Raw genomic sequence first — 26,788 nt, 5'->3', positions numbered from 1 at the left:
TTGGTCGGATTCCCGTGTCTGACGCGGTCGTCTCGTGCGACACGAGATAATGCGGGAGTGACGCTGAGAGACGAGCCGGGGCCCTCCATCGAGACAGGACCCCGCTCATCGAGCGGCAGGAGGCCACGGTGGGTCGCCGTGACGGTCGCGACGGCAGCCGCGCTCGGCGTCGTCGCCGTGATCGTCGCCGTGCTCGTGTTGACGCGCCCGGGGACCCCTGCGGCCGTCGAGAGCGAGACGCCGAGCCCGACGCCCACGCACATCGCCACGCCGACACCGACACCGACCTCCCCGCCGCCGGCCCGGACACCCGTCACGGTGGCAGACGGCTCCTGCGACCAGGTCATCGCCGCCGATGACCTGCCCGCCGCGATCGGCGCGGGCACCCTCCAAGACGTCACCCGCACATCCGTGCACACACTCGGTGGATTGAGCTGCCGGTGGAGCGGTACGTGGTACGTCGCGGTCGACCTCTTCCCCGCCTCCGTCGTGCCGGGCTCGTTCACGGACCGATACGCGGACGAGCAGTGCGAGAGCATCGGCTACGACGGCTACGGCTGCCGCACGGCTCGAGCGACCGACGAGGTGTGGGCGCTGGTGACCGTCTTGCCCGGCGAGACGACCTATGGCGACGACATCCCCCGGGGGCTCGTCGATGAGGTTGCGGACGTCATCGCCGCACGCCTTCCGGTCCTCGCGCCGGGAGCCGCCGCCGAACGCGCGGGGTGGGCGGGGTTCACGGATTGCGACGATGTGAGATCCGCGATCGATCTCGCATCCGCACTGGGCGATACACCTGTGGAGGGCGGAACCGGCACCGACGGATCGAGCCCCGACCCGGTACACGAGATCGCGAGTGAGGCGGGATCGGTCATCGGAACGTGCGTCTGGAGCACCGCCACCGACGAGACCACGACGCGCTTCCCCGCGCTCTGGGTGACCGTCTACCCGGGCGGGGCGGACGGGTGGGAGCGCCTCGTCGAAGGGGACGCATCGACGGCTGTGGACACCACGGTCGCCGGCGCGGAGACTGCTCTCATCATCGATCGGGGGGGCGAAGCCGATCAGACCGGCACCGGAGATCCGCTGACCCGCTTGTGGGTGACCGACGGCGACAGCATCGTCGTTCTCGAGTCGCGGGAACTCGACCGCGACGTGCGGGACGTCGCGGCGGAACTCCTCGCAGCTCGCTGAGCCACGACGCCGTCAGTCGCGAGTCCGCATCACGCGACGGGTCAGGCGTGGCGAAAGCAGGCTGAAGCGGGCGCGGTGGCATCCGGCGTGGCGGTCGCACCCCGCCCAGCCTGCTTTCGCCCCCGCCGGCGGGCGGGCCTCAGCGCTTGCCGGCGAGCTGGCGGCCGACGATCTCCCGCATGATCTCGTTCGTGCCGCCGTAGATGCGGTGCACGCGGGCGTCGAGGAAGGCGCGCGCGATCGGGTACTCGGTGATGTAGCCGTAGCCGCCGTGCAACTGCACGCACGTGTCGAGCACGTCCCACTCCCGCTCGGTGGCCCAGAACTTCACCTTCGCGGCCTCTTCGGCCGTGAGCTTGCCTTCGGCGTACGCCTTGAGCGCGCGGTCGATGTAGGCCCACAGGGCATCGACAGTCGTGGCGACGTCGGCCATCTGAAAGCGGCTGTTCTGGAAGTCGATGATCCGCTCACCGAACGCCTCGCGGTCCTTCGTGTACGCGAGGGTCCACTCCAGGGCAGCGGCCGCGGCGGCTGCGCCGGCGACGCCGATCGACAGGCGCTCCAGCGGAAGGTTCATCATGAGCTGCACGAAGCCCTGGCCCTCGGTGCCGCTGATGAGGTTCTCCTCGGGAACGAACACGTCGCTGAACGAGAGCTCGGCGGTGTCGTGTCCCTGGAAGCCCATCTTGTGGAGCTTCTTGCCGTGGTCGAAGCCCTCCATGCCGTTCTCGATGATCAGCAGCGAGAACGCGTCGGGACGGTTGCCCTCGCCGGTCTTCACGAACGTCACGATCATGCCGGCGGTCTTGCCCGAGGAGATGAACGTCTTCGCGCCGTTGACGAGGTAGCCGCCGTCGACCTTCTTCGCCGTCGTCTTGATGCCGCGGAGGTCGGAGCCGGCGCCGGGTTCGGTCATCGCGAGGGCGCCGAGGATCTCGCCGGTCGCCATCCCGGGCAGCCACTTCTCCTTCTGCGCCTGCGTGCCCATGTGCACGAGGTACGGGATGGCGAGGTCGTCCTGGATGCCGAAGGCACCGGCGAGCGATCCGGCACCGGCGCGGATGACCTCTTCGTTGACGACCGCGCGGAAGCGGTAGTCCTGCAGCATCCCGGCGCCGCCGAACTCCTCCGGCACGCTGAGTCCGATGATCCCGGCGTCACCGGCGGCGCGCATCGTCGCCCGGTCGACTTCGCCGTCGGCATCCCACTTCTCGCGCGCCTCGTTGGTGACGTAGCGCTTGCAGAACTCCTTCACGACGTCGCGGAACGCCTCGTGGTCCTCGTCGTAGATGTCGCGCTCCATGGTGCGCCCGTCCTCTCATCCTCGAGTGTCGCAGGTGTGGGATTCCATCCCGGCATCCATGGTACTGGGTTTCAGGAATCGTAGTCGGGCGCGGCGGGCAGCCCGAAGAAACCTTCCAGGGTGCGGTATCCGCCGTCGTGGTAGGCGGCGGCGAGTTCCGGGCCGAGGTAGCGCAGGTGCCACGGCTCCCACGAGTATCCGGTGACGTCGGTTTGACCGTCTTCGTAGCGCACCACGAACCCGAAGCGCCATGCGTTGTCGACGAGCCATTGCGCGTGCGCAGTGCCCTTGAACCCGTCGTGCGAGCCGCAGCCGTTGTCGCACGCGACGACGTCGACGGCGAGCCCGGTCTGGTGCTCGCTGTGACCGGGGCGTGCACTGCGGAGGTCGGCCGCGGCCTGTCCGCGGGAGGCGACGTAGCCGTTATAGAGGTCGACCTGGAACGCGTACGGGCGGAACGCGCTGTCGACCCCGAGAGTGCCCACCCCGTCCGCGACGATCGCCGCCGCGAGCTCGTCCAGCGCGGCCGCCGCGTCGGCACGCAGCCACCCGCCGCCCGACACGACACGGATGCCGCTGGGCTGCGCCTGCGGCGTCGGCCAGTAGTCGATGGGGTCGAGCGCGTTGCGCTTGTTGACCACGACCCAGGTGCGCGTCGCGTCGGTCAGGTCGATGCAGGGGGCGGCACCGGATGCCACGGCCTCACGGAACGCGTCACCACCGCCGATGGCGGCGATGACGTCGGCATCCGACCCGTTGTCGAGGGCGTCGATGAGAGCGGGGTCGTCGCACACCGCCGGCTCTGCCGTGGGCGTCGGCGAGGGGGTCGCCGAGGGCTGCTCGGGCTCGGGGGTCGCCACGGGGCTGCTGGGTGCGGAGGGCGGATCTCCGGCGCCATCCGCCTCGGCAACGCCGGGCCGCGTGAGCAGGTACGCGGAGACCCCGGCGACGACGAGCACCAGCACGATCGCGAGGGCCCGGCGGCGGGCCAGCCGCACCCGACGTGAGACGCGGCGCTCCCGACGCGAGGAGGTGGGAGCGGGGGGCACGGTCCCATTCTCCCCCGGCTCGACGCCGACTCCCGGCATCCTTGTGTGTTCGACTGTCGCGATGCATGCCTTGACTCACTCTCGTAGATATGTTCCCCTGTATAGCCGGGGGTGACGACATGAGGTGGCAGGGTCAGGAGATCGGCGCCGTCGACGCGAACGCGCTCCCGGGGCTCGAGTCGGTGGGCGGACTCGTCCGCAGCGTGACCACTCCCGAGTTCGCCGGCATGACCTTCCACGAGGTGCTCGCCAAGTCCGCCCTCAACAACGTTCCGGGTCCGTCGGCGATGCCGTTCGACTGGACGGTGAACCCCTACCGGGGCTGCAGCCATGCCTGCGTCTACTGCTTCGCCCGCCGTACGCACGAGTACCTCGACTTCGATTCCGGCGCCGACTTCGACCGCGAGATCGTCGTGAAGACCAACGTGGTGGAGGTGCTGCGCCGCGAACTCGCGCGACCCGGGTGGGCGCGCGAGCACGTCGCCCTCGGCACCAACACCGACCCGTACCAGCGCGCCGAGGGCCGCTACCGGCTGATGCCGGGCATCGTCGCCGCCCTCGCCGAGAGCGGCACGCCCTTCTCGGTGCTGACGAAAGGCACCCTCCTGCGCCGGGACCTCCCCGCCCTGGCCGAGGCGGCGACGGCCGTCGATGTGCACCTGTCGATGTCGATCGCGATCAGCCACGACGCGCTGCGCGAGTCGCTCGAGCCCGGCGCACCGACCTTCCGCGCTCGGGTCGATACAGTGCGGGCGGCGAGCGACGCGGGCTTCCGGCCCACCGTGTTCCTCATGCCGCTGCTGCCGCATCTGACCGACGACGCCGCGACGATCGACGACGCGCTGCGCCAGCTGAAGGATGCCGGTGCCCGCCGGGTCGTGTTCGGGGCGCTGCACCTCCGCCCCGGTGCGAAGGAGTGGTTCTGGGCGTGGCTGGAGCGGGAGCGCCCCGATCTGCTGCCGCGGTACCGGGGTCTCTACCCCGGCGCATCGGTGTCTGCGCCGGTCGGGTATCGCAAGCTGCTGTCGGCGCGGGTGCGGCCGCTTCTGCGGCGGCACGGCCTCACCGGCGGCGCAGAAGACGACGACGCACCCCGACCGTCACGGATGATGCCGGTGCGGTCGACGGCATCCGGATCGGGGGTTGCTCTGCCCGCGCCCGCGATGCTGTTCTGAACGGGGCGCCGTGCGCGCGGCCGTTCGCGCGGCTTCGCGGGCGGCCGAAGAAGCGCCCGCTCAGGGGTTGGCGGCGCGGACGGCGTCGAGCGCCGACGCGGCGAACTCGCGGCCGGTGTCAATCGTGAGCGTGCCCGTCACCGTGATCCACACGCGGCCCTCGAAGACGTAGACGACACCGATCGTCCCGAATTCGCTCTCCTCCGAGTGCGTGAACGCGGTCGCGCCGTCGACGCGCGTCGCCCGGTACGACGACGCACCGCGCAGCGACGCCAGCAGCGAGTCCCGCGACGCCGTCGAGAGTTCCGCCGCGACGAGGCTGAACCCGCCGTCGGAGAACGGGATACCCCACGAGCACACGACCGTCTGCCGCGCGCTCCGAGCCGCTTCGGCGGCCCGCGGTCCCGGCATCCGATCGGCAGCAGAACCTCCGGCATCCAGCGGTTCGGCCGCGTCGCCGAAGAGGGCGTGCACGGTCGACAGGGGCAGCAGATTCGCGCAGGCGGGCAGCACCACGCGCGACGGCGTACCCGGATCGGTGGATGCCGTCGGCGTCGGCGTAGGGGTCGCGGGGGCGGTCGACGTCGGAGACGGGGATGCCGTCGGCATCGGCGACCCGGACGGCACCGAGCCGGTCGGCGACGCGGTCCCCGGCGACGTGGCGGTCGGTGCGGGGCTCGTCGGGTCTGTCGTCGGAGGCTCCGGGACGCATGCCGTCAGCACGAGCGCGAGAGAAGCCGCGAGCGCGGTGAGCGACACGAAGGACCGGGGGGCCATGCGCCGATCCTACGTCCGGTGCCGTCGAGTCAGCGGGAGGCGTTCCGCGCTCCGTCGAGAGCCGCGCTCGCGAGGTCGCCGGCGAGGGAGTCGCTCTCGAAGTGATCGATCGCGACGATCCAGACGTCGCCGTCGATCAGATGCACGACGTTCGACCACGGATGCAGGCGCTCATCGCCGTCGTCGAACGTCTTGGCGTATTCGACGACGCCGTCCCGAGCGACCTCGTCGTAGTCGTGGCTACGGAGGTCGGCGATCACCCGCGCCCGGGCCTCGTCGTCGACCTGCACGGCCGCGGCACCGATGGTGTTGTCGGTGCGGGGCTGTCCCCACCCGCACACCAGCATGTCGCCGGCGGTGAGAGCGATGTCGAGAATCTCGGACTCTCTGATGAAGGCGTCGATCGACGCGGTTTCCGAACTGATCACCGCGTCGGCGAGGCGGGGCACGTACAGGTCCTCGATGCGGCCGATCGGGACGAAGCTCTCGCAATCGTCGGGCACCGCGGCATCCGTTCGTATCGGCGAGGACGCGGGCGTCGGGGTCAGCGTCGCCGTCGCGCGAGGTGTCGGGGAAGCCGAGGTCGGTGCGGGTGCGGTGGCGACCGGGCTGGCCGAACCCGCGTTCGCATGTGTGGTGCATCCCGCGACGGTGAGCAGCAGCACAAGCGAGGCGGGGATGGCGACGGCGCGTCGAGACATGGCCAGAACGTATCCGGCGGGAGGGCCCGAACGAGCCGTGTTCAGCGGGATTTCACACGTCCGTCGTCAGTCGGATGCCGCCCGGACGTTCGCCACCGCCTCCTCAGCGAACACCGAGAGCACGATCGGTGTCGCCGGCGCGATCAACACGATCCAGACATCGCCGACGAACGCGTACAACGTGTTCCGCGCGACCTCGCCGCGAGGCCCCGCGGCCGAGAACGCCGCGTCGGCACCTTCGATCTCGACGTCGGAGTAACTCGCGGCACGTTCGAGGTCGCGAACGAGCGTCGCGCGCGTTCCGGCATCCAACTCGAAGGCGTAGCCGAGCAGATAGTTCTCCGTCGCGCGTTCCGGCCACCACCGGCACGCCAGCGCCTTGTCGGCCACAGCCGCGGCTTCCCGCGCACTCGGTCCAGGGAGGGAGGAGACCGCATCGACCGGTTGTGCGGAGTCGTACCAGGCCTCCCCCTCGGTCTCGCTCACGAGTGCGATCGGCAGCAGCGCCTCGCAGGACGGGGGCGTCGTCGCCGTGACCGGGGTGGGCGTGGGTGTCGGCGACACCGATGGCGACGGCGATGGCGATGGCGATGGCGATGGCGAAGGGTCGACGACGGCCGGCGACGACGCCATACTCGTGGGGGGTGCCGAACTCGCCGGATCGCTCACCGCGGTGCATCCCCCCAGAGCCGCAGTGGCCACGGCCAGCAGCGCGAGGCTGCGTGCGCGGAAGCCCATGCGCGCCAGCCTAGGGGCTTGCGCCGACAGGCGCACCCGCCGCCCACGCGGTCGCGACGGGCTCCCACGCCCCGGCGAGGTCGATCGGCTCAGGCGGCGACGCCTGCGATCGCTTCCTCCGCGAAGTTCACGAGCTTCTCCTCGAACAACGGACCGACCAGCGCGATCCAGACGTCCCCGACGAAGGCGTAGACCGAGCTGTGGCGCAGGTCGCCGCGCACCTCGGAGGTGAAGAAGCCGGCGTCGGCGCCCTGGATCGTGATCGCCTCGTACGTCGACGCGGACCCGAGAGCATCGATCAAGCCGTCGCGCGTCGAGTCGTCGAGCGAGAAGGCGTAACCGAGCAGGTACCCCTCGGTGGCCATCTCGGGCCACCAGCGACAGGAGAGTGTCGCCGTTGCCTTCTCCGCCGCCGCGCGCGCTGAAGGGCCGGGGAGCTCCGTCGCGGGATCGACCGGCTCCCCGCTGTCGGACCACGTCTCGTCGAGAGCATCAGAGATCGATGCGGCGGAGAGAAGTTCCTCGCAGGTCTCCGGCACCGCCGCCGCGGGGACCGCCGCCGACGGCGAAGGAGTTCCTGTCGAGGATGCCGTAGGTGTCGGTGCGGATTCCGCCGGAGCGGTGGCCGTCGGCGGTGGCGATGACGCGCCCGGCTCCGGGGAGGTGCATCCGGCGAGGATGAGCGACAAAGCTCCGATCGATACCAGCGCCCGTGCTCGACGACTCGCGGCCATGACCCGAGTATAGCTATCGCGGTTGCGGCGGACAGCGAAGGCCCCGAGGCGTGAGCTCCCGGGGCCTTCGCGTGTACGGCGGATCAGGCGTCGACGTCGGCCAGCTGACGACCGGCCAGCTCCTCGAGCACATCGTCGCCGGGGCGCACCTCGTCGAACGGCGCTTCGATCTCGGCGCGATCGAGCATCTCGGTCATCTTGCGACGACGCTGACGCGTGATGAGCGTCACGACCGTGCCGCTGCGGCCCGCGCGGCCGGTGCGGCCGGAGCGGTGCAGGTACGTCTTGTACTCGTCCGGCGCGTCGGCCTGCACGACGAGGTCGATGTCGTCGACGTGGATGCCGCGGGCGGCGACATCGGTCGCGACGAGCACCTCGACGCGGCCCGAGGTCAGACGCTCCAGGTTGCGCGTTCGCTTGGCCTGGTTCAGGTCGCCGTGGAGGGCGACGGCACGGATGCCGGAGTCCTCGAACTGCTCGGCCAGCATCTCCGCGTAGGCGCGGGTGCGGGCGAAGACGAGCGTCTTGGCATCCCGGTCGACGAGCGACGTGAGGATTTCGGCCTTGTCGCGGTGGTCGATGACGAGCACGCGGTGATCGATGGTGCCCGAGTCCTGGTCCTCACCGGCGACCTCGTAGACGGCGGGGTTCACGAGGAACTCGTCGACGAGGGCTGCGACCTCGCGGTCGAGCGTCGCGGAGAAGAGGAGCTTCTGGGCGCCCTCCTTCACGAGGCGGAGGATGCGCTGCATCGGCTCGAGGAAGCCGAGCTCGCTCATGTGGTCGGCCTCGTCGAGGACGACGACGCTGATCTCCGAGAGGTCGAGCTTGCCCTGCTCCTGGAGGTCTTCGATGCGACCCGGGGTGCCGACGATGATGTCGACGCCCTTCTTGAGCGCACCGACCTGACGCGCCTGCGGCACACCGCCGTAGATCTGCGTCGTGAAGAGGCCCACGCTGCGGGCGATCGGCTGGATCGTGCGGTCAATCTGGAGCGCCAGCTCGCGCGTCGGGGCGAGAACGAGCGCGCGCGGCTTGCGACCGAACTCGCGGCGTCCGCCCGCCTGGCTGCGGAGGATGGTCTCGACCAGCGGCGCGCCGAACGCGATGGTCTTGCCCGAGCCGGTGCGGCCGCGGGCGAGGACGTCGCGGCCCTCGAGGATCGGCGCGATGGTGGCCGCCTGGATCGGGAACGGTGTCGGGGCGCCGAGGTCGGCGAGAGCGCGGACGATGTTGTCGCCGAGGCCGAGGCTTCCGAAGGTCACATCGGCGACCTCTTCGGCCTGCACGGCCTCCGCCTGCAGCTTCTCGTGCACCACGTCGACGTGCTCCTCGAAGGCCTTCGCCTTCTTGTCGGCATCCCAGTCGGAACGGTTGGCCGCGAAGCCGCGGTCATCGCGACGCGGGCGGTCGCCGAAGTCGCGACGCGGGCGGTCGTCGAACGAACGAGCCGGACGGTCGGAGCGGTCGTAACTCCTTCGATCCGTGCGCTCACGGCCCGAATCGGCCCGATCCGAGCGGTTCCGGTCGAAATCAGAGGAGTTACGCGCGGGGCGGTCGCCGAAGTCGCGACGGGGACGGTCGTCGAACGAGCGCGCGGGGCGGTCACCGAAGTCGCGACGGGGACGGTCGTCCCGGTACGACGGACGGGCGTCACCGAAGGTGCGACGGTCGTCGCGGGGCTGACCCTCGCGGCGCGGACGGTCGTCGAACGAACGAGCCGGACGGTCGGAGCGGTCGTAACTCCTTCGATCCGTGCGCTCACGGCCCGAATCGGCCCGATCCGAGCGGTTCCGGTCGAAATCAGAGGAGTTACGCGCGGGACGGTCGTCGAACGAACGCGCCGGGCGGTCGCCGAAGTCGCGACGCGGACGATCGTCGAACGAACGAGCCGGGCGATCGGAGCGGTCGTAACTCCTTCGATCCGTACGCTCACGGCCCGAATCGGCCCGATCCGAACGGTTCCGATCGAAATCAGAGGAGTTACGCGCGGGACGGTCGGCGAACGTACGCGCGGGACGGTCGTCGAACGAACGCGCCGGACGGTCCGCGTGGTCGCGACGCGGACGGTCGTCGAACGAGCGGGTGGGACGGTCGCTGTGGTGCGTGCGGATGCCGCGGGCCTCGTCGCGGCCGGCGCGCTCCTGCGCGGTCCAGCGCTGCTTCTTGGCCGGAGCGTCTTCTTCGGCGGGACGGTAGCCGCGGTGGCCGACGCTCTTGCTGCCGGGCTTGCCGGCGGACGACTGTCCGGGGCGACGCTTCGCGTCTTGGAACGAGGTCTTCTTGCCGTAGCGCGGCTCGAAGTTCTGGGCTCGGCCGCCGGCCGGCTTCTTGTTCTTGGGCATGGTGGTGTCCTTCTGGGTTGTCTCGCGCGAGAACAGCACTCCTCAGACACGCACTCCGACAGGGAGTGGACGCGGCCGCACACGCGGCGTGGAGTAACCCGGACATTCGTCGGCCGGGGGCCATTCACAGTGATGGTCGTCGGAGCGGATTCGCTCCCACCATCGGCCCCTTGGACTCACAAACCCATCCGCGTATCACGCGCGGTGTCCAGAGCCGACCGCCCTACTGTAGCGGACGACCCTGGGAGAGTGCCGACCCGGATGCCGCGACGGCTCTACGCTGTGGTGCATGACACCGGATGCCGGCTCCCGCTCGCCCGCCCACGCGACCCCCCGCACCCCCGCTGCGCCCACCCTGCGGGCGGAGTCGGAGGCGCTCCTCACCGCGTTCATCGCGGGTGGTGCCGGCGCGGTCGTGGGCATCATCCTCACCTTCGTGGCACGCAGTCTCGCGCTGTGGTCGCCGTGGGGCCTGGGCTCCTGGGCGGCGATCTGCGGGGCGGTGGCGGCGGGGGTGAGCTCTGCGCTCGGGTTCTGGCGGTCGCGGACGACGGACGGGCAGGAGTGGCGGCAGGATATCTCCGACTGGCGGTACGTCATCTCGACCGTGTCGGTGATGATCGCGCACGTCGCGCTCACCGCGATCGGCATCCTGTCGCTGTTCGCGTTGCTGGCACGCGCCTTCATCGGGGTGGAGGCGAACGGCTTCTGGACGGTGACGCTGCTCGCCGTGCTGACCGGGCTGTCGGGGTATCTGTCGTACCTGTCGGCGTCGCGCATGACGACGCAGCGGTTGACGTCGCTCCTCGTGTCGTTCATCGGGATCGGGTCGCTCGCGGCGATGGTGACGACGTCGGACCCGCAGTGGTGGGAGCTGCACTTCAGCCAGCTGGGCACGTTCGGCGATCTGTCGAGCTTCCTCTTCAACGGCACCCTCGTCGCGGGTGGCCTGCTCGTGACGACGTTCACCCTCTTCGTCGATCGCGACCTCCGGGCCGTGGGCGACGGCGGGTCGGTGCCGGCGCGACGGGCGGTCACGACGGCGCTCGTCGTGATGGGCGTCATGCTCGCGTGCGTGGGGATCTTCCCCGTCGACGTGAACCTGCTGCTTCACAACCTGTCGGCGTCGGGCATGGCGCTCATGTATCTCGTGCTGCTGGCGGGCGGCCCGTGGCTGCTGCGTGGGATGCCGCGCACGTACTTCCTCGCGTCGTGGGCGTTCCTGGCGGCGCTCGTGGCGTCGATCGTGCTGTTCGCGGTGGGCTACTTCGGACTGACGGCGTTCGAGATCGTCGTCTTCGCGCTGATCTTCGGCTGGCTGGCGGTGTTCATCCGCTTCCTCAGCGCCGCACGCACGGCATAGCCCCGAGCCTGCTCACCCGCGGGAGCGCGCGCGCCGCGTCGTCGGGGCGGGGTCGGATGCCGCGGCCGTCGGCTCGGCTGCCGCGTCGCCGCGTCGCAGCGCCCGCCGCTCGCGCGCACCCTCGACGAGGTTGTAGAGCGTCGGGAGCACGAGCAGCGTCAGCACCGTCGAGGAGACGAGCCCGCCGATCACGACGATCGCGAGCGGCTGCGAGATGAACCCGCCGTGGCCGGTGATGCCGAGCGCCATCGGCGTCAGCGCGAAGATCGTCGCGAGAGCCGTCATGAGGATCGGTCGCAGGCGTCGGGCCCCTCCGGCCAGGGTGGCGTCGTGGGTCGTGAGTCCCTTCTCGCGGTACTGGTTCACGAGGTCGACGAGCACGATCGCGTTGGTGACGACGATGCCGATCAGCATGAGCACGCCGATGAGGGATGCCACGCCCAGCGGCACGCCGGTCGCGATCTGCAGCAGGATCGCGCCCGTGGCCGCGAACGGCACCGACACGAGGAGCAGCAGCGGCTGACGGAGCGACTTGAACGTCGCCACCATGACGATGTAGACGATGAGGATCGCGGCGAGCATCGCGAGTCCGAGCTGACCGAAGGCATCCTGCTGCTGGGACACGACACCGCCGACCTCGGCGTCGGCCGCCGCCGGCAGCTCCACGTCGAGAAGCGCGGTCCGCACGGTCGCCGACGCCGTGTTGAGGTCGTCGGTCGAGGGCGTGACCGTGACCGTCGCCGTGCGCTGACCGCGCTGGGTCGTGATCGACGTGGGGCCTTCGCTCTCCTTCACGGTCGCCACCTCGTCGAGGCGAACGAGGCCGGCGGCCGTCGCGATCTCGAGGCGCTTGAGCTGGGCGATCGTCTGGGGGATGTCCTCGGCCTGCAGGTACACCGTGAGGGCGGTGCCGTCGATCTCGACGCTGCCGATGCCGCGCGGCTGCATCGTGTTGGACACGAGGGCTCCGACGGCGACCTCGGACAGTCCGAGCGAGGCCGCTTCGTCGCGGTCGACGGCGACGGCGACGTACGGCAACGACGCGGAGAGGTTCGAGGTGACCTGGCCGATGCCGTCCTCGCCTTCGAGCGCGGCGACGACCGCGTCGGTCGCGTCCGACAGCGTGTCCGCGTCGGGCGCGGTGACGTCGACCTCGATGTCGCTCGAGCCGAATCCGCCCTGACCGGCGGAGACCGTGACGGTGCCGACGTCCTCGAGGTCGGCGACGGCCGCCTGCACGTCTTCGCGCACCTCCACCTGGTCGGCGTCGGTGTCGGTGGTCACCGAGTAGGTGATGCCCGCGCTGCCCCCGGCGAACGCGTCGCGCACGGCGGAGCCGCTCGAGCCGATCGAGGTCTGCACGGTCTCGATGCCGTCGACGCCGAGGATGGCCTGCTCGACGGTGGCGGCCGCGGCATCCTCGGCATCCAGGCTGGGGGCCTGTCCGAGCTCCTGCGTGACGGTGAACGTGTTCTGCCCCGAGTCGCCGAGGAAGTTCGTCTTCATGAGGGGCGCGGCGGCGACCGTGCCGCCGAGCACGAGCACGGCCAGCAGGAGCGTGACCCACGAGTGCTTCAGCGTCCAGCGGAGCACGGGGAGGTAGGCCCGCTGCAGTCGCGACGGCGGCGCATCGGGGTGCTCGGGGTCGATGACCTCGCCGTCGGCGCCGCGCAGCGCCTTGCCCGGCCGCAGGAACCAGTAGGCGAGTACGGGGACGATCGTGAGGGCCACGAAGAGGGATGCCGTCATGGCGATCGTGACGGTCAGCGCGAACGGCCGGAACAGCTCGCCGGTCACGTCGCCCACGAAGGCGATCGGGAGGAAGACGGCGACGGTGGTGATGGTGGAGGCGGTGATCGCGGCGGCCACCTCGCGCACCGCGAGGAGGATCGCGCGGAGCTTGTCGGCGTCGCCGACGTAGTGCCGTTTGATGTTCTCGATCACGACGATGGAGTCGTCGACGACGCGGCCGATCGCGATCGTGAGGGCGCCGAGGGTGAGGATGTTGAGCGAGTAGCCGAACGCCTGGATGCCGACGAAGGTGATGAGCACGCTCGTCGGGATCGAGATCGCCGTGACGAGGGTGGAGCGCACCGACAGCAGGAAGATGAGGATCACGAGCACCGCGAAGACGAGGCCGAGAAGACCTTCCTGCGCGAGCGCTTCGATCGACTGCTCGATGTAGGGCGCCTGGTCGAAGACGACGGTGAACTCGGCATCCGCGCCGATCGCGTCCTGCAGGTCGGGGATCACGGCAGCGACGCCCCGCGAGACGTCGACCGTGTTGGCGGCGGGGAGCTTCGTGATGGAGAGGGTGAGCGCGGGTTCGCCGTTGACGCGCGAGATGGAGGTCACCGGGTCGGTGTCGAGCGACACGTCGGCGACGTCGGCGATCGTGACGGCGCCCCCGGCGAGCTGCTCGGCGTCGCCGGGCACGAGCGGGAGGTCGGAGATCTCGTCGACGGATGCCAGTTTGGTGCCGGTCTGCACCGTGAGGGTCTGCTCGCCCTCGGTCACCGACCCGCCGGGGAAGAGCACGCCGTTCTGGTCGAGCGCGTCGGTGATGGCTGTCTGGGTGTAGCCGGCGGCGGCGAGCTTCGCCTGGTCGGGGACGATCGTGACCCGCTGCCCCTGCCCGCCGATGATGGCCACGGCGCTGACGCCGTCGACGTCTTCGAGGTCGGGGACGACGCTGGCCTCCAGCTGCTCCTCGATCGTCCGCTCGTCGTCGAAGCCGGTGACGGCGAGGGCGATGACGGGCAGGTCGTCGATCGAGAAGGAGACGACGTTCGGCTCGACCGACTCGGGCAGGTCGCTCTTGATGCGGTTGATCGCCTGGAGGATCTTCTGCTCAGCGGTGGCCAGATCGGTGCCGTAGGTGAAGGACGCCTGGATGATCGACGCGTTGGTCGTGCTGGTCGCGGTCGTGGACTCCAGTCCCGGGATGCCCTGGATCGCCGTCTCGATGGGGGTCGACACGTCGTTGTTGACGACGTCGGGAGAGGCACCCGGGTAGGTCGTCAGCACCGACAGCTGCGGGAACTCGATCGAGGGGATGAGCTCCTGCTTGAGGCTCGTCAGCGCGAGGCCGCCGAAGACGGCGGCGACGATCGTGATGAGGGCGATGAGCGCACGGTTCTTGAGGCTCAGGACGGCGAGGTTCGACACGGGTGGCCTTTGCATGCAGGAGCGAGCCGATACAGAACTGTATCGATGTCATTCTCCCATGCGACACCGCATCCGCCCTCCCCCTCAGGGATGACGGCGGGCGGTACCGCGGTGGGATCTCACCCGGGGAGCAGTCCGTCGATCCAACCGCCGATCAGCACGCCCAGCGCGGCGGCGACGACGCTGAGGACGAGCGTGCCGAGCAGGTTGAGCCACGCCCAGTCGCGACGTCCGCGCTGCGCCAGGAGCACCGTCTCGACCGACACCGTGCTGAAGGTCGTGTACCCGCCGAGCACCCCCACGCCCGCGATCGCCAGCCACACCGGGCCCACCGCCCCCGCCAGTGCGGTGAGGAGCCCGAGCAGGAAGGCGCCCGACACGTTCACGACCAGGATGCCGAGGGGGAACACGCCGCGGCGTCCCCGCATGACGAAGCCGTCGACGAGGTAGCGCGCGCCCGCGCCGAGCCCGCCGCCGACGACCAGGGCGATGACATCGAGGGCGGTCATTCGGCATCCTCCGGATCTTCCGACGCGTTCGGCGCGCCCGCGACCCGTCGGCCCACGAGCAGCCCGGCGGTGGCGGCCACGACGCCGACGATCACCGATACGGCGGCGAGCGCGAGACCGACGACGGGCGCGTCGCGCGAGGTCGTGACCACCTGGACGGCGAACGCGCTGTAGGTCGTGAATCCTCCCAGGGCGCCCGTGCCGAGGAACAGTCGGAGGAGCGGTCGGCGGTCGTCGAGCACCCCGACGACGGCGCCGAGCAGGAACGAGCCGAGGACGTTGACGGCGAGCGTGACTCCCGGCACGAGGAGGGGGTGACCCCCGTCGAGCGGCAGCACGAGGGCCGCACGCAGGGCGACGCCGAGGGCGCCGCCGGCGATCACGAGTCCGAGGGCCGCCGGCGAGAACCAGTGTGAAGCCCGTGCAGAAGCCATGCCCTCACGGTAGGGCCGAGTCAGCCCAGGATGAGCGCACGGATCGCCGATTCGGGCGACACCGCGAGGTCGAGCACGCGTCCCTTCCCGTAGGCGGCGAAGACCCGCGGGTCGATGTACGAGCTGCGCGCGACGGCGGGGGTGTTGCCGAGCATCTCCGCCGTCGCGCGGACGGCGAGCACTTCGGCGCGCTTGCGTTCGGTCTTCGTGTCGACCAGTCCGATGCGCGCGAGGGCGTCGGCGGCGTGGATCGTGCCTCGCAGCGTGCGGAAGTCCTTTGCGGTGAACGCGCCGCCCGTCATCGCCCGCACGTACGCGTTCACCTCCTTCGGGGTGAGGGCGACCCTCCGCCTGCTGCGCTGATAGGCCAGGAGCGGGGATGCCGGGCGCCCGGCGGCCATGATCGTCACGACGAGGGCCAGGTCCTCGTCGTCGATCTGCAGGTTCTGCCGCTTGCCGCTCTTGCCCGGGAACCGGAGGCTCGTCACGGTGCCGTCGATCGCGGCATCCCGTCTCTTGAGCGTCGTGAGGCCGCGACTCCCGTGGCGTTCGAGATACCGTTCCGACCCGACGCGGGGCGCGGCCTGGTCGAGCAGCCGGAACGCGGCGGCCAGCACGCGTTCCCGGTCGAGGTCGTCGCGGCGGAGGGAGGTCGTCACGCGGGCGCGGGCGCGCGGCAACGACTCCGCCAACTGCAGGGCGCGCGCGAACTTCCCCTTGTCGCGCCCGGCGGTCCACTGCGGGTGATACATGTACTGGAGCCGGCCGGCGTCGTCGATGCCCGTCGCCTGGATGTGACCGTGGGGCGACGCGCAGATCCACACCTCCTGCCACGCCGGCGGAATCACGAGGGCGGTCACCCGCTCGCGCTCCGCGGCGGGCAGGGCGGCACCGTCGGCGTCGACATAGCGGAAGCCGCTGCCGGAGCGCAGGCGCCGGTAACCGAGGTCTATTCCGGGGCGGACGCGGGCGAGTCTCGGCATGTCACCAATCTCTCACGCGCGCCGACCCCACTGGGGTGCTCAATGCTCGCGCAGCAGCGAGATCAACTCGCTCTTGCGCTTGCCCGAGTAGCCGGAGAGGCCGAGCTCCTTCGCGCGGGCGCGGAGGTCTGCGACGGTCCAGTCCTCGTAGTCGCCCGACGCCCCACCACGTCGGCCCACGGCGGATCGGCCGTCACGGGCGGCGGCGTTGGAGATGCGCGCGGCCTTCTCCTTCGAGGCGCCGTCTTTGCGAAGCTCCTCGTAGAGCTCGGGGTCTTTCAGGCTGTTCGAGCCGCGGCCAGCGGGCATGGCATCCTCCCTCGACGACTCGACGCTAGGCCTCCCGCTTCGCCCGGGTGAGGGGCTTGACCGCGGCTCTCCGGCGGCGCTAGGCGCCCTTCCGTCTCGTGCCGGGCACGTCGCCGTCGGTGGTCTTAGCACCGCCGCGCTCGCAGCGTCAAGGGTCTGTGGCGCGGCCGTCCTGTGGCCTACCGTCGAGGCGAACGCACCCCGCTCACCCGATCGGTAGTGGGCCTGCAGAACGGAGCACAGTTATGAACATCGCACTTATCATCGTCATCGTCGTCGCCATCGTGCTGGCCATCGTGAGCGGGCTGAACGCCTCGCTCCAGTGGCTGCTGTGGGTCGCGCTGATCGTGGGCGTCATCGCCCTGATCGCCTTCCTGCTGCGGGTCGTGCGCGGCGGCAGCCGAACCTGACCTCATGACCAGAAGGCCCCCGCGGAACACCGTGGGGGCCTTCTTCATGGGCTCTGACCGCCTCGCGGGTCAGAGCCGCGTGTGCGCGTAGTGGTGAAGAGCGTCACGCACGAACTCGGCGCCCGGCTGGCCGCCGTAGTTCTTCGCGAAGCGGGGGTCTGCGACGTACATGTCGGCGAGTCCCGTCACGTATGCCTTCACATCGCCGCCGGGGTCGGCGGCGGGAGTCCCGGGGATGCCGGTGAGCCACGCGACGTGACGCTCCGCCAGAGCCTGCGCGTCGGCGCCCTCGGGGTCGGTGCCCCGGGAAGCCGCGTCGGCCCAGGCCTGGGCGAGCGCGGACGTGCGCTCCTGCCATGAGCGCTTCTCCGCGGGGTCCATGCCGCGCCACCAGGCGTCGCCCGCCGCATAGGCGTCGGCGCCCCAGCGCTCTTCGACCTCGTCGCGGTAGTGCGTGTGGTCGAAACCGTCGAACATCTTCTCTGCCATCAATCGTTCACCTCCTCTCATCGCGTGAATGGTCGACTCGACCGACGCGATCTGCCGCGTCAGTCGGCGCTGCTCCTCGCGCAGCCACGCCAGATGGCCCTCGAGGGCGCTCTCCTGGCTCGTGGGTCGCGCGAGGATCTCCCCGATCTGCGGGAGGCCGAGGCCGAGTTCCCGCAGGAGGAGGATGCGCTGCAGCCGCACGAGCGCCGCCTCGTCGTAGTACCGGTAGCCGTTGGCGCCGGTGCTCGACGGGAGAAGGAGCCCGAGCTCGCCGTAGTGCCGGAGGGTCCGGCTGGTGGTTCCGGCGAGCTTGGCGATCTGCTGGATCGACCATTCGTTCGTCATGTCCCTCACGGTAGAGGTCGACGTTGCGTCAAGGTCAAGTGCCGCCGCTGTGAGGCATGTCCCAGTTGTGGTTAGGCATGTCCCCGTTCTTGCTGGGTATGTCCCAGCTCCGGCTGGGTATGTCCCACTTCCGGCTGGGTATGTCCCACATTCGGCTGGGTATGTCCCACATTCGGTCGAATCCACCCGCCCGAAGCAACACAAAGTGGGACATGCGGCGGGCCGCAGCCACCCCGGCATCCGCCCATGTCCCACATTCGGTCGAATCCACCCACCCGAAGCAGCACAAAGTGGGACATGCGGCCAGCCGGCATCCGACCATGTCCCACATTCGGTCGAATCCACCCGCCCAAAGCGACACAAAGTGGGACATGCCCCAGCACAGCCCAGCACAGCCCAGCACACCCCAGCCCAGCACAACCCCCGCCCCATCCCCCGGCCATGCCCGCCCGCAACAGATAGCCCTCAGCGGGAACCAACGAACCGGATGCCGTTGACAAACTCGAGATATATCGTGTTACTCTGACAACACGCGATATATCTCGATCCACGGGGGGTCGGTCGCGGACGGAGGACATCATGACCCTGGAGAAGTGGCTCATCCACCCGGGCGAGACCCGCGTCATCGACATCGAAGGCGTGCGCCGGCTCAAGGTCGGCCTCGTCGGCGGGCAGGTCGACGTCGTCGCGCACGACGAACCCGGCATCCGCATCGAGGTGCACGGCGTCAGCGTGAAAGACCTGCGCATCGAGGCGACCGGCGACACGGTCGAGATCGACCACGCGCAGCTGCGCTGGGACAACTTCCTCGAAGTGTTCCGCAACTTCGGCAGCGGCGGGCCCAAGGCCGAGATCAGTGTCGCCGTCCCGCGGGGAACCGACTTGAACCTCGGCGTCGTGAGCGCCAGCGCCCTCGTCTCGGGGCTCACCACCGACGCCCGCCTCAACACCGTCTCGGGCGACATCATCGTCGACGGTCACACCGGCGACGTCTCGGTCAACGCGGTCTCCGGCGACGTGCAGATCCGCGGCCTGGAGGGTGCGCTCAGCGCCAACTCCGTCTCGGGCGACGTCGCCGCCACCGGCCGGCTGCGGAAGGCATCCGTCGACACCGTGTCGGGAGACATGCTCATCGACACGACCGGCGAGATCCAGGCCGTGAACCTCAACACCGTCTCCGGTGACGCGAGCGTGCGCGTCGACGAGTCGCTCCCCGCCAACTACGTGCTCCGCAGCGTCAGCGGTCGAGTCACGGTCGACGGGATCAAGCGGTCTACCTCGTCACCCACGAACTACACCGACTCCGTCGGCGAACTCAGCGGCACGTTCGTCGATGTCCGCGCCAACTCGGTCTCCGGCGCCGTGACGGTGCTCCGACGCAGCGTCGACCCCGTGGGCATCGACGAGGCCCCCACCCCCGAGGAGTGGTGAGCATGCCCCCCGTCTTCTCCCACGGCGACCTGCGCCTCTACCTGCTGCGGCTGCTCGACGAGGCCCCGCGCCACGGGTACGACCTCATGCAGGCGCTGTCCGATCGCACCGGCGGCACCTACACTCCCAGCGCCGGCACCATCTACCCGCGCCTCGCGAAGCTCGAAGAGGAGGGCCTGGTCACCAAGACCGTCGACGGCCGCAAGACCGTCTACGAGATCACGGATGCCGGTCGCACCGAAGTCGCCGACCGTGCGGACGACCTCGAGGGCATCGAGGCAGGACTCGCCGACAGTGTGCGCCTCATCGCCGACGAGGTGCGCGGGAGTGTGCGCGAGGCGATGAAGAGCCTGCGCGCCGACCTCGCCGCAGCGGCTCAGGCCGACCGTGCCGCACAGGCCGGCCGCACCGCCCCCGCCGGCGAGCGCAACGGTCCGCCGCGTCCGGCCGACGACGTGCGCACCGCGTCTCGCGAGCAGCTGCGTCGTGCGGATGCCGCGGTCACCGAGTTCCGCACGACGGTGCGCGCCGACCTGCGCACCCACGTCGCTCGCGGCGGCGCTCTGCCGTCGACGGCCGTCGACGCACTGGAGGAGGCGCTGACGCAGGCGCAGCGCGCGCTCACGGTGGCCCTGCGCGGCTGAGTCGGAACGGCGTTTCGTCTCGTCGCTGCGCTCCTCGCTCAACGACCGACCAGGGTCGCGGCCTCCCGGTCGTTGAGCGAGCGCAGCGAGACGAAACGCCCACCCCTCCCCGGTCGTTGAGCGAGCGCAGCGAGACGAAACGCCCACCCTTCCCCGGTCGTTGAGCGAGCCAGCGAGACGAAACGCCCCCGACCGCGCGGGAATCAGCCCTCGGGCCAGAGCTCCTCGTCGTCGCGCGCCGGCTCCTCCAGCGGCACCACGAGGATCGGGCGGGCCTGACGGTGCGCGAGGCGCGCGGCGACCGATCCGGTGAAGAATTCTCGCACCGACTCGCCGAATCCGCGCCGCCGCGTGCCCACGACGATGAGGCGCGCGTCGGACGTGTCCGCCAAGTGCTTGAGGGCCAACGCGGGGTCGCCCACCAGCTGGCGGACGCTCCAGTCGACGTCCATGCCCGTGAACACGGATGCCGCGGCATCCTTCACGACGGCCAGCTGAGTCTCACCCGCCGAGAGGTCGAGGTCGATCGGCGCGGAGTGCACGTAGCCGTCGGGATCTTCGTAGGTCACGAAGCGGGTGACGTCGACGTGCGCGACGATGAGCGGAGCGCCGAACAGCTTCGCGTAGCGGCCCGCCTCCTTGAGCACGCGGGTCGGCTGATCCGGGATGGCTCCGACGATGACCGCGCGATGCGGCACCGGGTCTTCGCGGCGTTCTCCACGGTGGGCGTCGGGCGCGACGCCGGCAGGATCTGGCTGGTCGGTCATGATTCAACCTCCGAACTCGTTGTCGAGCGTGTGTTCCCCTGCGAACCCGGAGCATCCGACGACGATGGCCTCAATGCACCGTGTTATCCTGAATGCTACTCTTACCGGCTCAACGCCGGACCATTCTGCGACGGGTATATTCACTCAAGCCCGTGACTCTGAAATGAGGGGGTCTCGCATGGGGCGTGGCCGTCAGAAGGCGAAGCACACCAAGATCGCTCGCGAACTCAAGTACGACACGTACAACGTGAACTACTCCGCTCTGGAAAAGGAGCTCGGGCACCACGAGGAAGACGCGTACGTCGACAAGTGGGCCGACCAGTACGCCGACGACGAGGACGAGCTCGAAAAAGCCTGACCTCGTCGTCCGTCACCACGGACGCGCGTTGCGCTGCTCCCATTCGTCCTCGACGGTGCCGGGCTTCGCCAGTCGCACGCCCGCCGGGATCGACGCGACGATGAACACCGCGAGCGCGACGAGCGGGATCGTCCACGCGCCCGTCAGATCGTGCACGACGCCAACGCCAAAAGGCAGCGCGGCGACGATCGCGTAGCCGATGCTCTGCACGAACCCGCTCAGCGCCACCGCCGTCTCGTGCGTGCGCGCGCGCAGCCCGATGAGCGCGAGCGCCAGCGGGAAGTACAGCGGGGGGATGCCGAGCAGCACCACCCACAGCACCGGCGCTGCCGCCGGTGCCCACAGCAGGCCGCCGATCGACACGAGTCCCGCGGCCACCGCAATCGCGAACAGCACGGGCAGCGCCCGGCGGCGCGAGGCCAGCGCAGGAACCGTGAGCGACGCCGGAAGACCCATGAACGCGAACAGCGACAGCAGGGCGCCGGCTTCCGCCGGTGCGACCCCCGCCGTGTCGATGAGCAACGGCGGTAGCCACGCGAAGCTCGTGTAGGCGACGGCGCTCGACACGAGGAAGGTGACCGTGATCGCCCAGGCGAGCGGAAGCCGCCACAGTCGCCCGAACAGCTGCGCGTTCGCCTCCTCGACGACGACGGCATCCCCTCCCCGCTCGCGGATGAGAAGCGCGACCCACGGCAGGATCGCGAGCACGCTGAAGATCGCCCACATCGACAGCGACGTCCGCCAGTCCGCCGCGTCGGCCACGGGCACCGCGAACAGCGGAGGCAGGAACGTCGAGAACGCCATCGTCATCGAATAGAGCGTCGTGACGAGGCCGATCCGGTCGGGGAAGTACTTCTTCACGAGCGGCGGCAGCAGCACGTTGCCGACGCCGACACCCGCGAAGATGACGGCCGTCGAGACCGCCAGCATGACGGCATCCGTCGACAGTCCCCGCGCGATGAGCCCGGCGGACACGACGACGAGCGCCACCACCGTCAGCCGTTCGAGGCCCAGGCGCCGCTCCAGCCGCGGGGTGAGCAGGCCGAAGAGAGCGAAGCAGACGGGCGGCGCCGCGCCGATCGCACCGACGATCGCCGCGGGGACGTCGAAGTCGTCCTGGATGTGGTCGAGCACCGGCGACAGCGACGCCACCGCCGACCGCAGCGAGAACGCGAACAGGGCGATCCCCAGCAGTGCCAGCGTGCGTCCGCGCCACAGCGGGCGGGCGGGAGCGGACGTCACTGATCCAGCCTAGGGCGTCGGCGCGTGGCGGTGGCCGGGGCCGGCGGAACCATTCCCGCCGTGCCGGCTCAGCTCTCCTGGTTGCCCTCGACCCAGGCGAGGTACTCCTCGGAGACCGTACCGGTGACGTAGCGGCCGTCGAAGCAGCTCATGTCGAGGTCCTCGACGTCGGGCGAGCCCTCCAGGATCGCCGCCTTGAGGTCCTCGACCTCCTGGTACACGAGGTAGTCGCAGCCGAGCTCCTCGGCGATCTCCGGGATCGTCCGGCCGTGCGCGACGAGCTCCTGACGCGAGGGCATGTTGATGCCGTAGACGTGCGGGAAGCGCACCGGCGGCGCGGCCGATGCGAACGTCACCGACAGGGCACCGGCATCCCGAGCCATCTGGATGATCTCGCGCGACGTCGTGCCGCGGACGATCGAGTCGTCGATGAGCAGCACGTTCTTGCCCTTGAACTCGCTCGACATCGCGTTGAGCTTCTGACGCACGCTCTTCTTGCGCACCGCCTGCCCCGGCATGATGAACGTGCGGCCCACGTAGCGGTTCTTGTAGAAGCCCTCGCGGTACTCGAGCCCCAGCTTGCGTGCCACCTGCATGGCCGCCGGCCGCGACGAGTCGGGGATCGGCATGACCACGTCGATCGATCCTGCCGGGGTGTACTTCGCGATCGTGTCGGCCAGCCGCTCGCCCATGCGCAGCCGCGCCTCGTACACCGAGATGCCGTTCATGATGCTGTCGGGACGAGCCAGGTACACGTACTCGAACGAGCACGGGACGAGCTGCGGGTCGGTTGCGCACTGGTGCGTGTGGAGATGACCGTCGAGATCGATGAACACGGCCTCGCCGGGCTCGACGTCGCGCACGACCTCGAAACCGCCGTTCTCGAGCACGAGCGACTCGGATGCCACGGTCCACTCGTACTTGCCGTTCTCGGCCTTGCGGGTGCCGAGGATCAGCGGACGGATGCCGAACGGGTCGCGGAACGCGAGGAGCCCGTAGCCGGCGATGAGGGCGATGGCGGCGTACGAGCCCTCGACCCGCTCGTGCACCCGGCCGACGGCCTGGAAGATCTGCGTCGGGTCGAGTTCGAGCCCCGAGATCGACTGCTGCAGCTCGTTCGCGAGGACGTTGACGAGCAGCTCGGTGTCCGACGACGTGTTGAGGTGCCGGCGGTCGTTGCGGAAGAGCTCCTCGGTGAGCTCACGCGTGTTCGTCAGATTGCCGTTGTGGACGAGGACGATGCCGTACGGCGCGTTCACGTAGAACGGCTGCGCCTCCTCCTCGCTCGACGCGGTGCCCTTCGTCGCGTAGCGCACGTGACCCAGACCGATGTCGCCCAGGAGCGCCCTCATGTCGCGGGTGCGGAACGCCTCGCGCACCTGGCCCTTCGCCTTGAAGATGTGGAAGACGCCGTTGGCCTCGGCGGTGGCGATTCCCGTGGAGTCCTGCCCGCGGTGCTGCAACAGCAGCAGCGAGTCGTAGACCTCCTGGTTGGCGGGCCCCTGACTGACGACCCCGACGATTCCGCACATCTGGTGTAGCTCAGTCCGTTTCTGCGTACGTGCCGACGAGCCGCACGGCGCCGCCGTCGACCCCCTTCGCACCCTGCTCGAAGTCTCCGGCCGGTCGCGTTCCGTCAGCGACGACGCCGACCTGCCACGTGTGGATGCCGTCGGCCGCCAGCGCCGAGATCGCCGCGCCGGCCTGATCCGGCGCGACCACCGCGAGGAAGCCGATGCCGAGGTTCCACGTGCCCTCGGTGGCCGTCAGCTCGAGGTCGGCGAGGTCGGCGAGCACGCGGAACACCGGCGACGGCGACCAGGTCGATCGGTCGACGTCGACCCAGGTGCCCTGCGGCAGCACGCGCGCCAGGTTCGCGGCGATGCCGCCGCCGGTGACGTGGCTGAGCGAGTGGACGGCATCCGGGATCGTGTCGAGCAGGCGCAGGAGCGGCGACGTGTACAGGCGCGTCGGCGCAAGGAGCGCTTCGCCCCAGGTGGTGCCGAAGTCGGCCGCGTTGTCGCCGTAGCCGATGCCGCGGCCGGCGACGATGTGGCGGACGAGGGAGTAGCCGTTGGAGTGGAGGCCGCTGGAGGCGAGGGCGAGCACCACGTCGCCCGCGCGGACGCGTTCGGCGCCGAGCACCTTCGCCGCCTCCACGACCCCCGTCGCCGCACCGGCGACGTCGTAGTCGTTGATCCCGAGGAGGCCCGGGTGCTCGGCCGTCTCGCCGCCGACGAGGGCGGTTCCGGTCGCCGCGCAGCCGTCCGCGATGCCGCGCACGATGTCGGCGATGCGCTCGGGGAACACCTTGCCGCACGCGATGTAGTCGGTCATGAAGAGGGGCTTCGCGCCCACCACGACGATGTCGTCGACGACCATGCCGACGAGGTCCTGGCCGATGGTGTCGTGCTTGTCGATCGCCTGGGCGATCGCGACCTTCGTGCCGACTCCGTCGGTGGACGTCGCCAGCAGCGGCTTCTCGTAGGAGAGGAACGCCGATGCGTCGAAGAGGCCGGCGAAGCCGCCGACGCCGCCCCAGACCTCCGGCCCGTGGGTGCGCTTGACGGCCGACTTCATCAACTCGACGGCCAGGTCGCCTGCCGCGGTGTCGACGCCGGCTTGGGTATAGGGATTCGGTGGGGTCGAGGCCACCCCCACAGCCTACCGGCCCCCAGCCGGTGCCGGTGCCGCTGCCGGTTGGCCGGCGGGGAGGGGGTGGGCGTGGGTCCCGGGGGGGGTGGCGGGGCCGGGTGCGGGGGGCCGGGGCGGGATCGGGGGAGGGTGGGGTGGCGGCTACCGGGCGCTGCCGTGCCGCATACAGGCAAAACCGGCGATCTGCGGCCCTCCAGCGCCCCACACGGCCGATTCAGCCTGTACGCGGAACACCGCGAGGGCGTCGGTCCCTAGGATGGCGGCATGAACGCCGCCGCCGGACCGGAGTGGGTCGTGCGCGAAGACGCCGGGATGCCGGTGCTCGTCGCGCTCTACCTGCGACAGGTGCTGGGGCTGCGCTACCCCGAGGAACTGCCCCCGCTGCGCGGCGTGCCCGCGCCCGACGCGTCGGAGTTCGACCGCGACCCCGGACTGGAGCGCCAGTGGCGCAGTTTCTGGGAGATGACCGTCGAACCGCAGGCGCACCCGTCGCCGGTTCCGCTCGACCTCGTCGACGGCTTCGAGATGCTCATCGCCCTCCCCACCGAGGGGTTCGCCGAGCTGAAAGCGGCGATCGCGCCGCACGGACCGGATGCCGTCGCCGTCGCGCGTCGCGCCCACGAGCACTATCGGGCGGCGCTCGGCAGCGGCTCCTCGTATCGGGCGTACGCGAGCGCGATCGCGCAGCATGAGCGACACGTGGGGCGGCGCGCGCACTCGTTCGAACTCAACGTGCAGGTGCTGCCGCTCACTCAGCGCGGCGTGTGGTGGATCGGGTCGCTCACGGTCGCGGTGACCGACGGTCTGCGCGGCGATGTCGCGGCGTTCGACTCGGCGATCGCGCCGGTCATCGCCGATCTGGCCTGAGCGTCAGGACGCGTCGGGGCGGTCGACGACGGTCTCGCGGTCGATCCGCACGTCGCGGGTACGGCGGCCGACCACCCGGTCGAGGATCAGCGCGACCGCGCCGCCGAGGGCGACGCCGATGGGCACGCAGATGAGCGCGACGAAGCCGAGCACCTGCGGCATCGAGTAGAGGACACCCGTGTTCTCGCTCTTGACCTGGGTGCCGTCGAAGGCGAGCGTGAGCACGAACGCCACGACGAGGCCGAGCACGCCGCCGGCCACCATGAGACGCCCGTAGCGGGGGCTGCGGCGCAGCTGCGCCGTCTCGATGTGGTGCTCGGCCTGGGACATGACTCCATTGTCCCACTCCGGGCGCCATTTCGGGGCGCGGCCGGTCAGGGGCGAACGGGCAGTACCGCGGTGAGGTCGGCGCGCGTGCCGGAGGCGAGGATGCGGCCGGCGGCGACGGCATCCGTCCAGGTCTGGGAGCCCGTCGCGAGGGCGATCCAGGTGGTCGCGTCGGTCTCGACGACGTTGGGCGGGGTGCCGCGCGTGTGCCGGGGACCCTCGATCACCTGGACGGCGCCGAAGGGCGGCACCCGCACCTCGACGGAGTTGCCGGGGGCCTTCTCCGCGAGCAGCTGCAGCAGGTAGCGCACCGCGGTCGCGAGCTGCGCGCGGGCGGGCAGATCGGCGGCCGCGACGGCGGCGAGCGCGGCGCGGCCGTCGTCGGTGCTGATCTTGCGCGGCATGTGGTCCAGGCTAGCCGTCGCTAACTCCTTCAATCTGGGTGGTCGCCACCCGGCCGCCCTCTCATTT

General features: G+C 70.3%; 28 protein-coding genes. 8 read left to right on the top strand and 20 right to left on the bottom strand.

Translation table 11 applies throughout. The features are described 5' to 3' along the window. Positions 1-138 precede the first annotated feature (138 nt). Positions 139-1,194, top strand: coding sequence for a hypothetical protein (locus tag ACSQ18_RS00855; protein WP_436035182.1), 1,056 nt, complete (start codon positions 139-141; stop codon positions 1,192-1,194). 139 nt (positions 1,195-1,333) lie between these two features. On the opposite strand, the gene ACSQ18_RS00850 is transcribed toward ACSQ18_RS00855, so the two are convergent. Next, positions 1,334-2,497 carry an acyl-CoA dehydrogenase family protein gene (locus tag ACSQ18_RS00850; RefSeq protein ID WP_436035181.1) on the bottom strand — a complete coding sequence of 388 codons (1,164 nt, stop codon included), beginning with the start codon at positions 2,495-2,497 and terminating at the stop codon, positions 1,334-1,336. 71 nt (positions 2,498-2,568) lie between these two features. Beyond that, on the bottom strand, positions 2,569-3,546 hold the full coding sequence (locus tag ACSQ18_RS00845; RefSeq protein ID WP_436035180.1) for a D-alanyl-D-alanine carboxypeptidase family protein: 978 nt from the start codon (positions 3,544-3,546) through the stop codon (positions 2,569-2,571). A gap of 119 nt (positions 3,547-3,665) precedes the next feature. Here ACSQ18_RS00845 and ACSQ18_RS00840 point away from each other — a divergent pair, with 119 nt between their 5' ends. Then, positions 3,666-4,721 (top strand): Rv2578c family radical SAM protein, encoded by a 1,056-nt coding sequence (locus ACSQ18_RS00840; protein ID WP_436035179.1) that lies wholly within the window; start codon positions 3,666-3,668, stop codon positions 4,719-4,721. 60 nt (positions 4,722-4,781) lie between these two features. Here ACSQ18_RS00840 and ACSQ18_RS00835 read toward each other — a convergent pair whose 3' ends face one another. From ACSQ18_RS00835 to ACSQ18_RS00810, 6 genes are all read right to left on the bottom strand, one after another. Beyond that, entirely contained in the window at positions 4,782-5,498 is a 717-nt protein-coding gene (locus ACSQ18_RS00835) for a hypothetical protein (RefSeq protein ID WP_436035178.1), read from the bottom strand. Positions 5,499-5,527: 29 nt separating this feature from the next. Continuing rightward, positions 5,528-6,199, bottom strand: a complete 672-nt coding sequence (locus ACSQ18_RS00830; protein ID WP_436035177.1) for a hypothetical protein — start codon at positions 6,197-6,199, stop codon at positions 5,528-5,530. A 66-nt stretch (positions 6,200-6,265) separates the two neighbouring features. Continuing rightward, positions 6,266-6,763, bottom strand: coding sequence for a hypothetical protein (locus ACSQ18_RS00825; RefSeq protein ID WP_436035176.1), 498 nt, complete (start codon positions 6,761-6,763; stop codon positions 6,266-6,268). Positions 6,764-7,026: 263 nt separating this feature from the next. Continuing rightward, positions 7,027-7,302, bottom strand: coding sequence for a hypothetical protein (locus tag ACSQ18_RS00820; RefSeq protein ID WP_436035175.1), 276 nt, complete (start codon positions 7,300-7,302; stop codon positions 7,027-7,029). Positions 7,303-7,429: 127 nt separating this feature from the next. After that, entirely contained in the window at positions 7,430-7,606 is a 177-nt protein-coding gene (locus tag ACSQ18_RS00815; RefSeq protein ID WP_436035174.1) for a hypothetical protein, read from the bottom strand. 148 nt (positions 7,607-7,754) lie between these two features. After that, positions 7,755-10,016, bottom strand: coding sequence for a DEAD/DEAH box helicase (locus ACSQ18_RS00810; protein ID WP_436035173.1), 2,262 nt, complete (start codon positions 10,014-10,016; stop codon positions 7,755-7,757). 289 nt (positions 10,017-10,305) lie between these two features. Between ACSQ18_RS00810 and ACSQ18_RS00805 the strand changes: the two genes are divergently transcribed. After that, positions 10,306-11,379 carry a hypothetical protein gene (locus ACSQ18_RS00805; RefSeq protein ID WP_436035172.1) on the top strand — a complete coding sequence of 358 codons (1,074 nt, stop codon included), beginning with the start codon at positions 10,306-10,308 and terminating at the stop codon, positions 11,377-11,379. 12 nt (positions 11,380-11,391) lie between these two features. Here ACSQ18_RS00805 and ACSQ18_RS00800 read toward each other — a convergent pair whose 3' ends face one another. The 5 genes from ACSQ18_RS00800 to ACSQ18_RS00780 form a co-directional block, all read right to left on the bottom strand. After that, on the bottom strand, positions 11,392-14,547 hold the full coding sequence (locus ACSQ18_RS00800) for an efflux RND transporter permease subunit (RefSeq protein WP_436035171.1): 3,156 nt from the start codon (positions 14,545-14,547) through the stop codon (positions 11,392-11,394). Positions 14,548-14,666: 119 nt separating this feature from the next. Then, on the bottom strand, positions 14,667-15,056 hold the full coding sequence (crcB, locus tag ACSQ18_RS00795) for a fluoride efflux transporter CrcB (protein ID WP_436035170.1): 390 nt from the start codon (positions 15,054-15,056) through the stop codon (positions 14,667-14,669). After that, entirely contained in the window at positions 15,053-15,490 is a 438-nt protein-coding gene (locus tag ACSQ18_RS00790; protein ID WP_436035169.1) for a fluoride efflux transporter FluC, read from the bottom strand. The genes crcB and ACSQ18_RS00790 overlap by 4 nt, the downstream gene beginning before the upstream one ends. Before the next feature lie 20 nt (positions 15,491-15,510). Next, complete coding sequence (locus ACSQ18_RS00785; RefSeq protein ID WP_436035168.1) at positions 15,511-16,473, bottom strand: DNA topoisomerase IB; 963 nt, start codon at positions 16,471-16,473, stop codon at positions 15,511-15,513. A gap of 39 nt (positions 16,474-16,512) precedes the next feature. Next, positions 16,513-16,782 carry a DUF7218 family protein gene (locus ACSQ18_RS00780; protein ID WP_436035166.1) on the bottom strand — a complete coding sequence of 90 codons (270 nt, stop codon included), beginning with the start codon at positions 16,780-16,782 and terminating at the stop codon, positions 16,513-16,515. A 245-nt stretch (positions 16,783-17,027) separates the two neighbouring features. Here ACSQ18_RS00780 and ACSQ18_RS00775 point away from each other — a divergent pair, with 245 nt between their 5' ends. After that, entirely contained in the window at positions 17,028-17,192 is a 165-nt protein-coding gene (locus tag ACSQ18_RS00775; RefSeq protein ID WP_174236275.1) for a hypothetical protein, read from the top strand. Positions 17,193-17,261: 69 nt separating this feature from the next. On the opposite strand, the gene ACSQ18_RS00770 is transcribed toward ACSQ18_RS00775, so the two are convergent. After that, complete coding sequence (locus tag ACSQ18_RS00770) at positions 17,262-18,026, bottom strand: MerR family transcriptional regulator (protein WP_436035165.1); 765 nt, start codon at positions 18,024-18,026, stop codon at positions 17,262-17,264. A 579-nt stretch (positions 18,027-18,605) separates the two neighbouring features. Here ACSQ18_RS00770 and ACSQ18_RS00765 point away from each other — a divergent pair. Beyond that, positions 18,606-19,457, top strand: coding sequence for a DUF4097 family beta strand repeat-containing protein (locus ACSQ18_RS00765; protein ID WP_144806860.1), 852 nt, complete (start codon positions 18,606-18,608; stop codon positions 19,455-19,457). 2 nt (positions 19,458-19,459) lie between these two features. Next, complete coding sequence (locus ACSQ18_RS00760; protein ID WP_436035163.1) at positions 19,460-20,101, top strand: PadR family transcriptional regulator; 642 nt, start codon at positions 19,460-19,462, stop codon at positions 20,099-20,101. Positions 20,102-20,304: 203 nt separating this feature from the next. Here the strand turns inward: ACSQ18_RS00760 and ACSQ18_RS00755 are convergent, their stop codons facing one another. Then, positions 20,305-20,868, bottom strand: coding sequence for a universal stress protein (locus ACSQ18_RS00755; RefSeq protein ID WP_436035162.1), 564 nt, complete (start codon positions 20,866-20,868; stop codon positions 20,305-20,307). A gap of 178 nt (positions 20,869-21,046) precedes the next feature. Here ACSQ18_RS00755 and ACSQ18_RS00750 point away from each other — a divergent pair, with 178 nt between their 5' ends. Continuing rightward, the gene (locus tag ACSQ18_RS00750; protein WP_144806857.1) at positions 21,047-21,226 is read left to right on the top strand and encodes a DUF3073 family protein; all 180 of its coding nucleotides are present in this window, start codon (positions 21,047-21,049) and stop codon (positions 21,224-21,226) included. A gap of 12 nt (positions 21,227-21,238) precedes the next feature. Here ACSQ18_RS00750 and ACSQ18_RS00745 read toward each other — a convergent pair whose 3' ends face one another. The 3 genes from ACSQ18_RS00745 to purM all read right to left on the bottom strand — a co-directional run bounded on the left by ACSQ18_RS00745 (position 21,239) and on the right by purM (position 25,123). Further along, entirely contained in the window at positions 21,239-22,468 is a 1,230-nt protein-coding gene (locus tag ACSQ18_RS00745) for an MFS transporter (protein WP_436035160.1), read from the bottom strand. A gap of 68 nt (positions 22,469-22,536) precedes the next feature. Continuing rightward, positions 22,537-24,000 (bottom strand): amidophosphoribosyltransferase, encoded by a 1,464-nt coding sequence (gene purF, locus ACSQ18_RS00740; RefSeq protein ID WP_144806855.1) that lies wholly within the window; start codon positions 23,998-24,000, stop codon positions 22,537-22,539. Between the two features lie 10 nt (positions 24,001-24,010). After that, positions 24,011-25,123, bottom strand: a complete 1,113-nt coding sequence (purM, locus tag ACSQ18_RS00735) for a phosphoribosylformylglycinamidine cyclo-ligase (RefSeq protein ID WP_436035159.1) — start codon at positions 25,121-25,123, stop codon at positions 24,011-24,013. A 264-nt stretch (positions 25,124-25,387) separates the two neighbouring features. Here purM and ACSQ18_RS00730 point away from each other — a divergent pair, with 264 nt between their 5' ends. After that, on the top strand, positions 25,388-25,990 hold the full coding sequence (locus ACSQ18_RS00730; protein WP_436035158.1) for a zinc-binding alcohol dehydrogenase: 603 nt from the start codon (positions 25,388-25,390) through the stop codon (positions 25,988-25,990). Between the two features lie 3 nt (positions 25,991-25,993). Here ACSQ18_RS00730 and ACSQ18_RS00725 read toward each other — a convergent pair whose 3' ends face one another. After that, complete coding sequence (locus ACSQ18_RS00725) at positions 25,994-26,320, bottom strand: potassium transporter Trk (protein ID WP_436035157.1); 327 nt, start codon at positions 26,318-26,320, stop codon at positions 25,994-25,996. Between the two features lie 44 nt (positions 26,321-26,364). Beyond that, on the bottom strand, positions 26,365-26,721 hold the full coding sequence (locus ACSQ18_RS00720; RefSeq protein ID WP_436035156.1) for a sterol carrier family protein: 357 nt from the start codon (positions 26,719-26,721) through the stop codon (positions 26,365-26,367). Positions 26,722-26,788: the final 67 nt, after the last annotated feature.

The sequence above is a fragment of the Microbacterium sp. LjRoot45 genome, assembly GCF_964253325.1.
In the GTDB taxonomy this organism is placed as follows: Bacteria; Actinomycetota; Actinomycetes; order Actinomycetales; family Microbacteriaceae; genus Microbacterium.
This window is presented reverse-complemented; position numbering and strand designations above follow the sequence as displayed.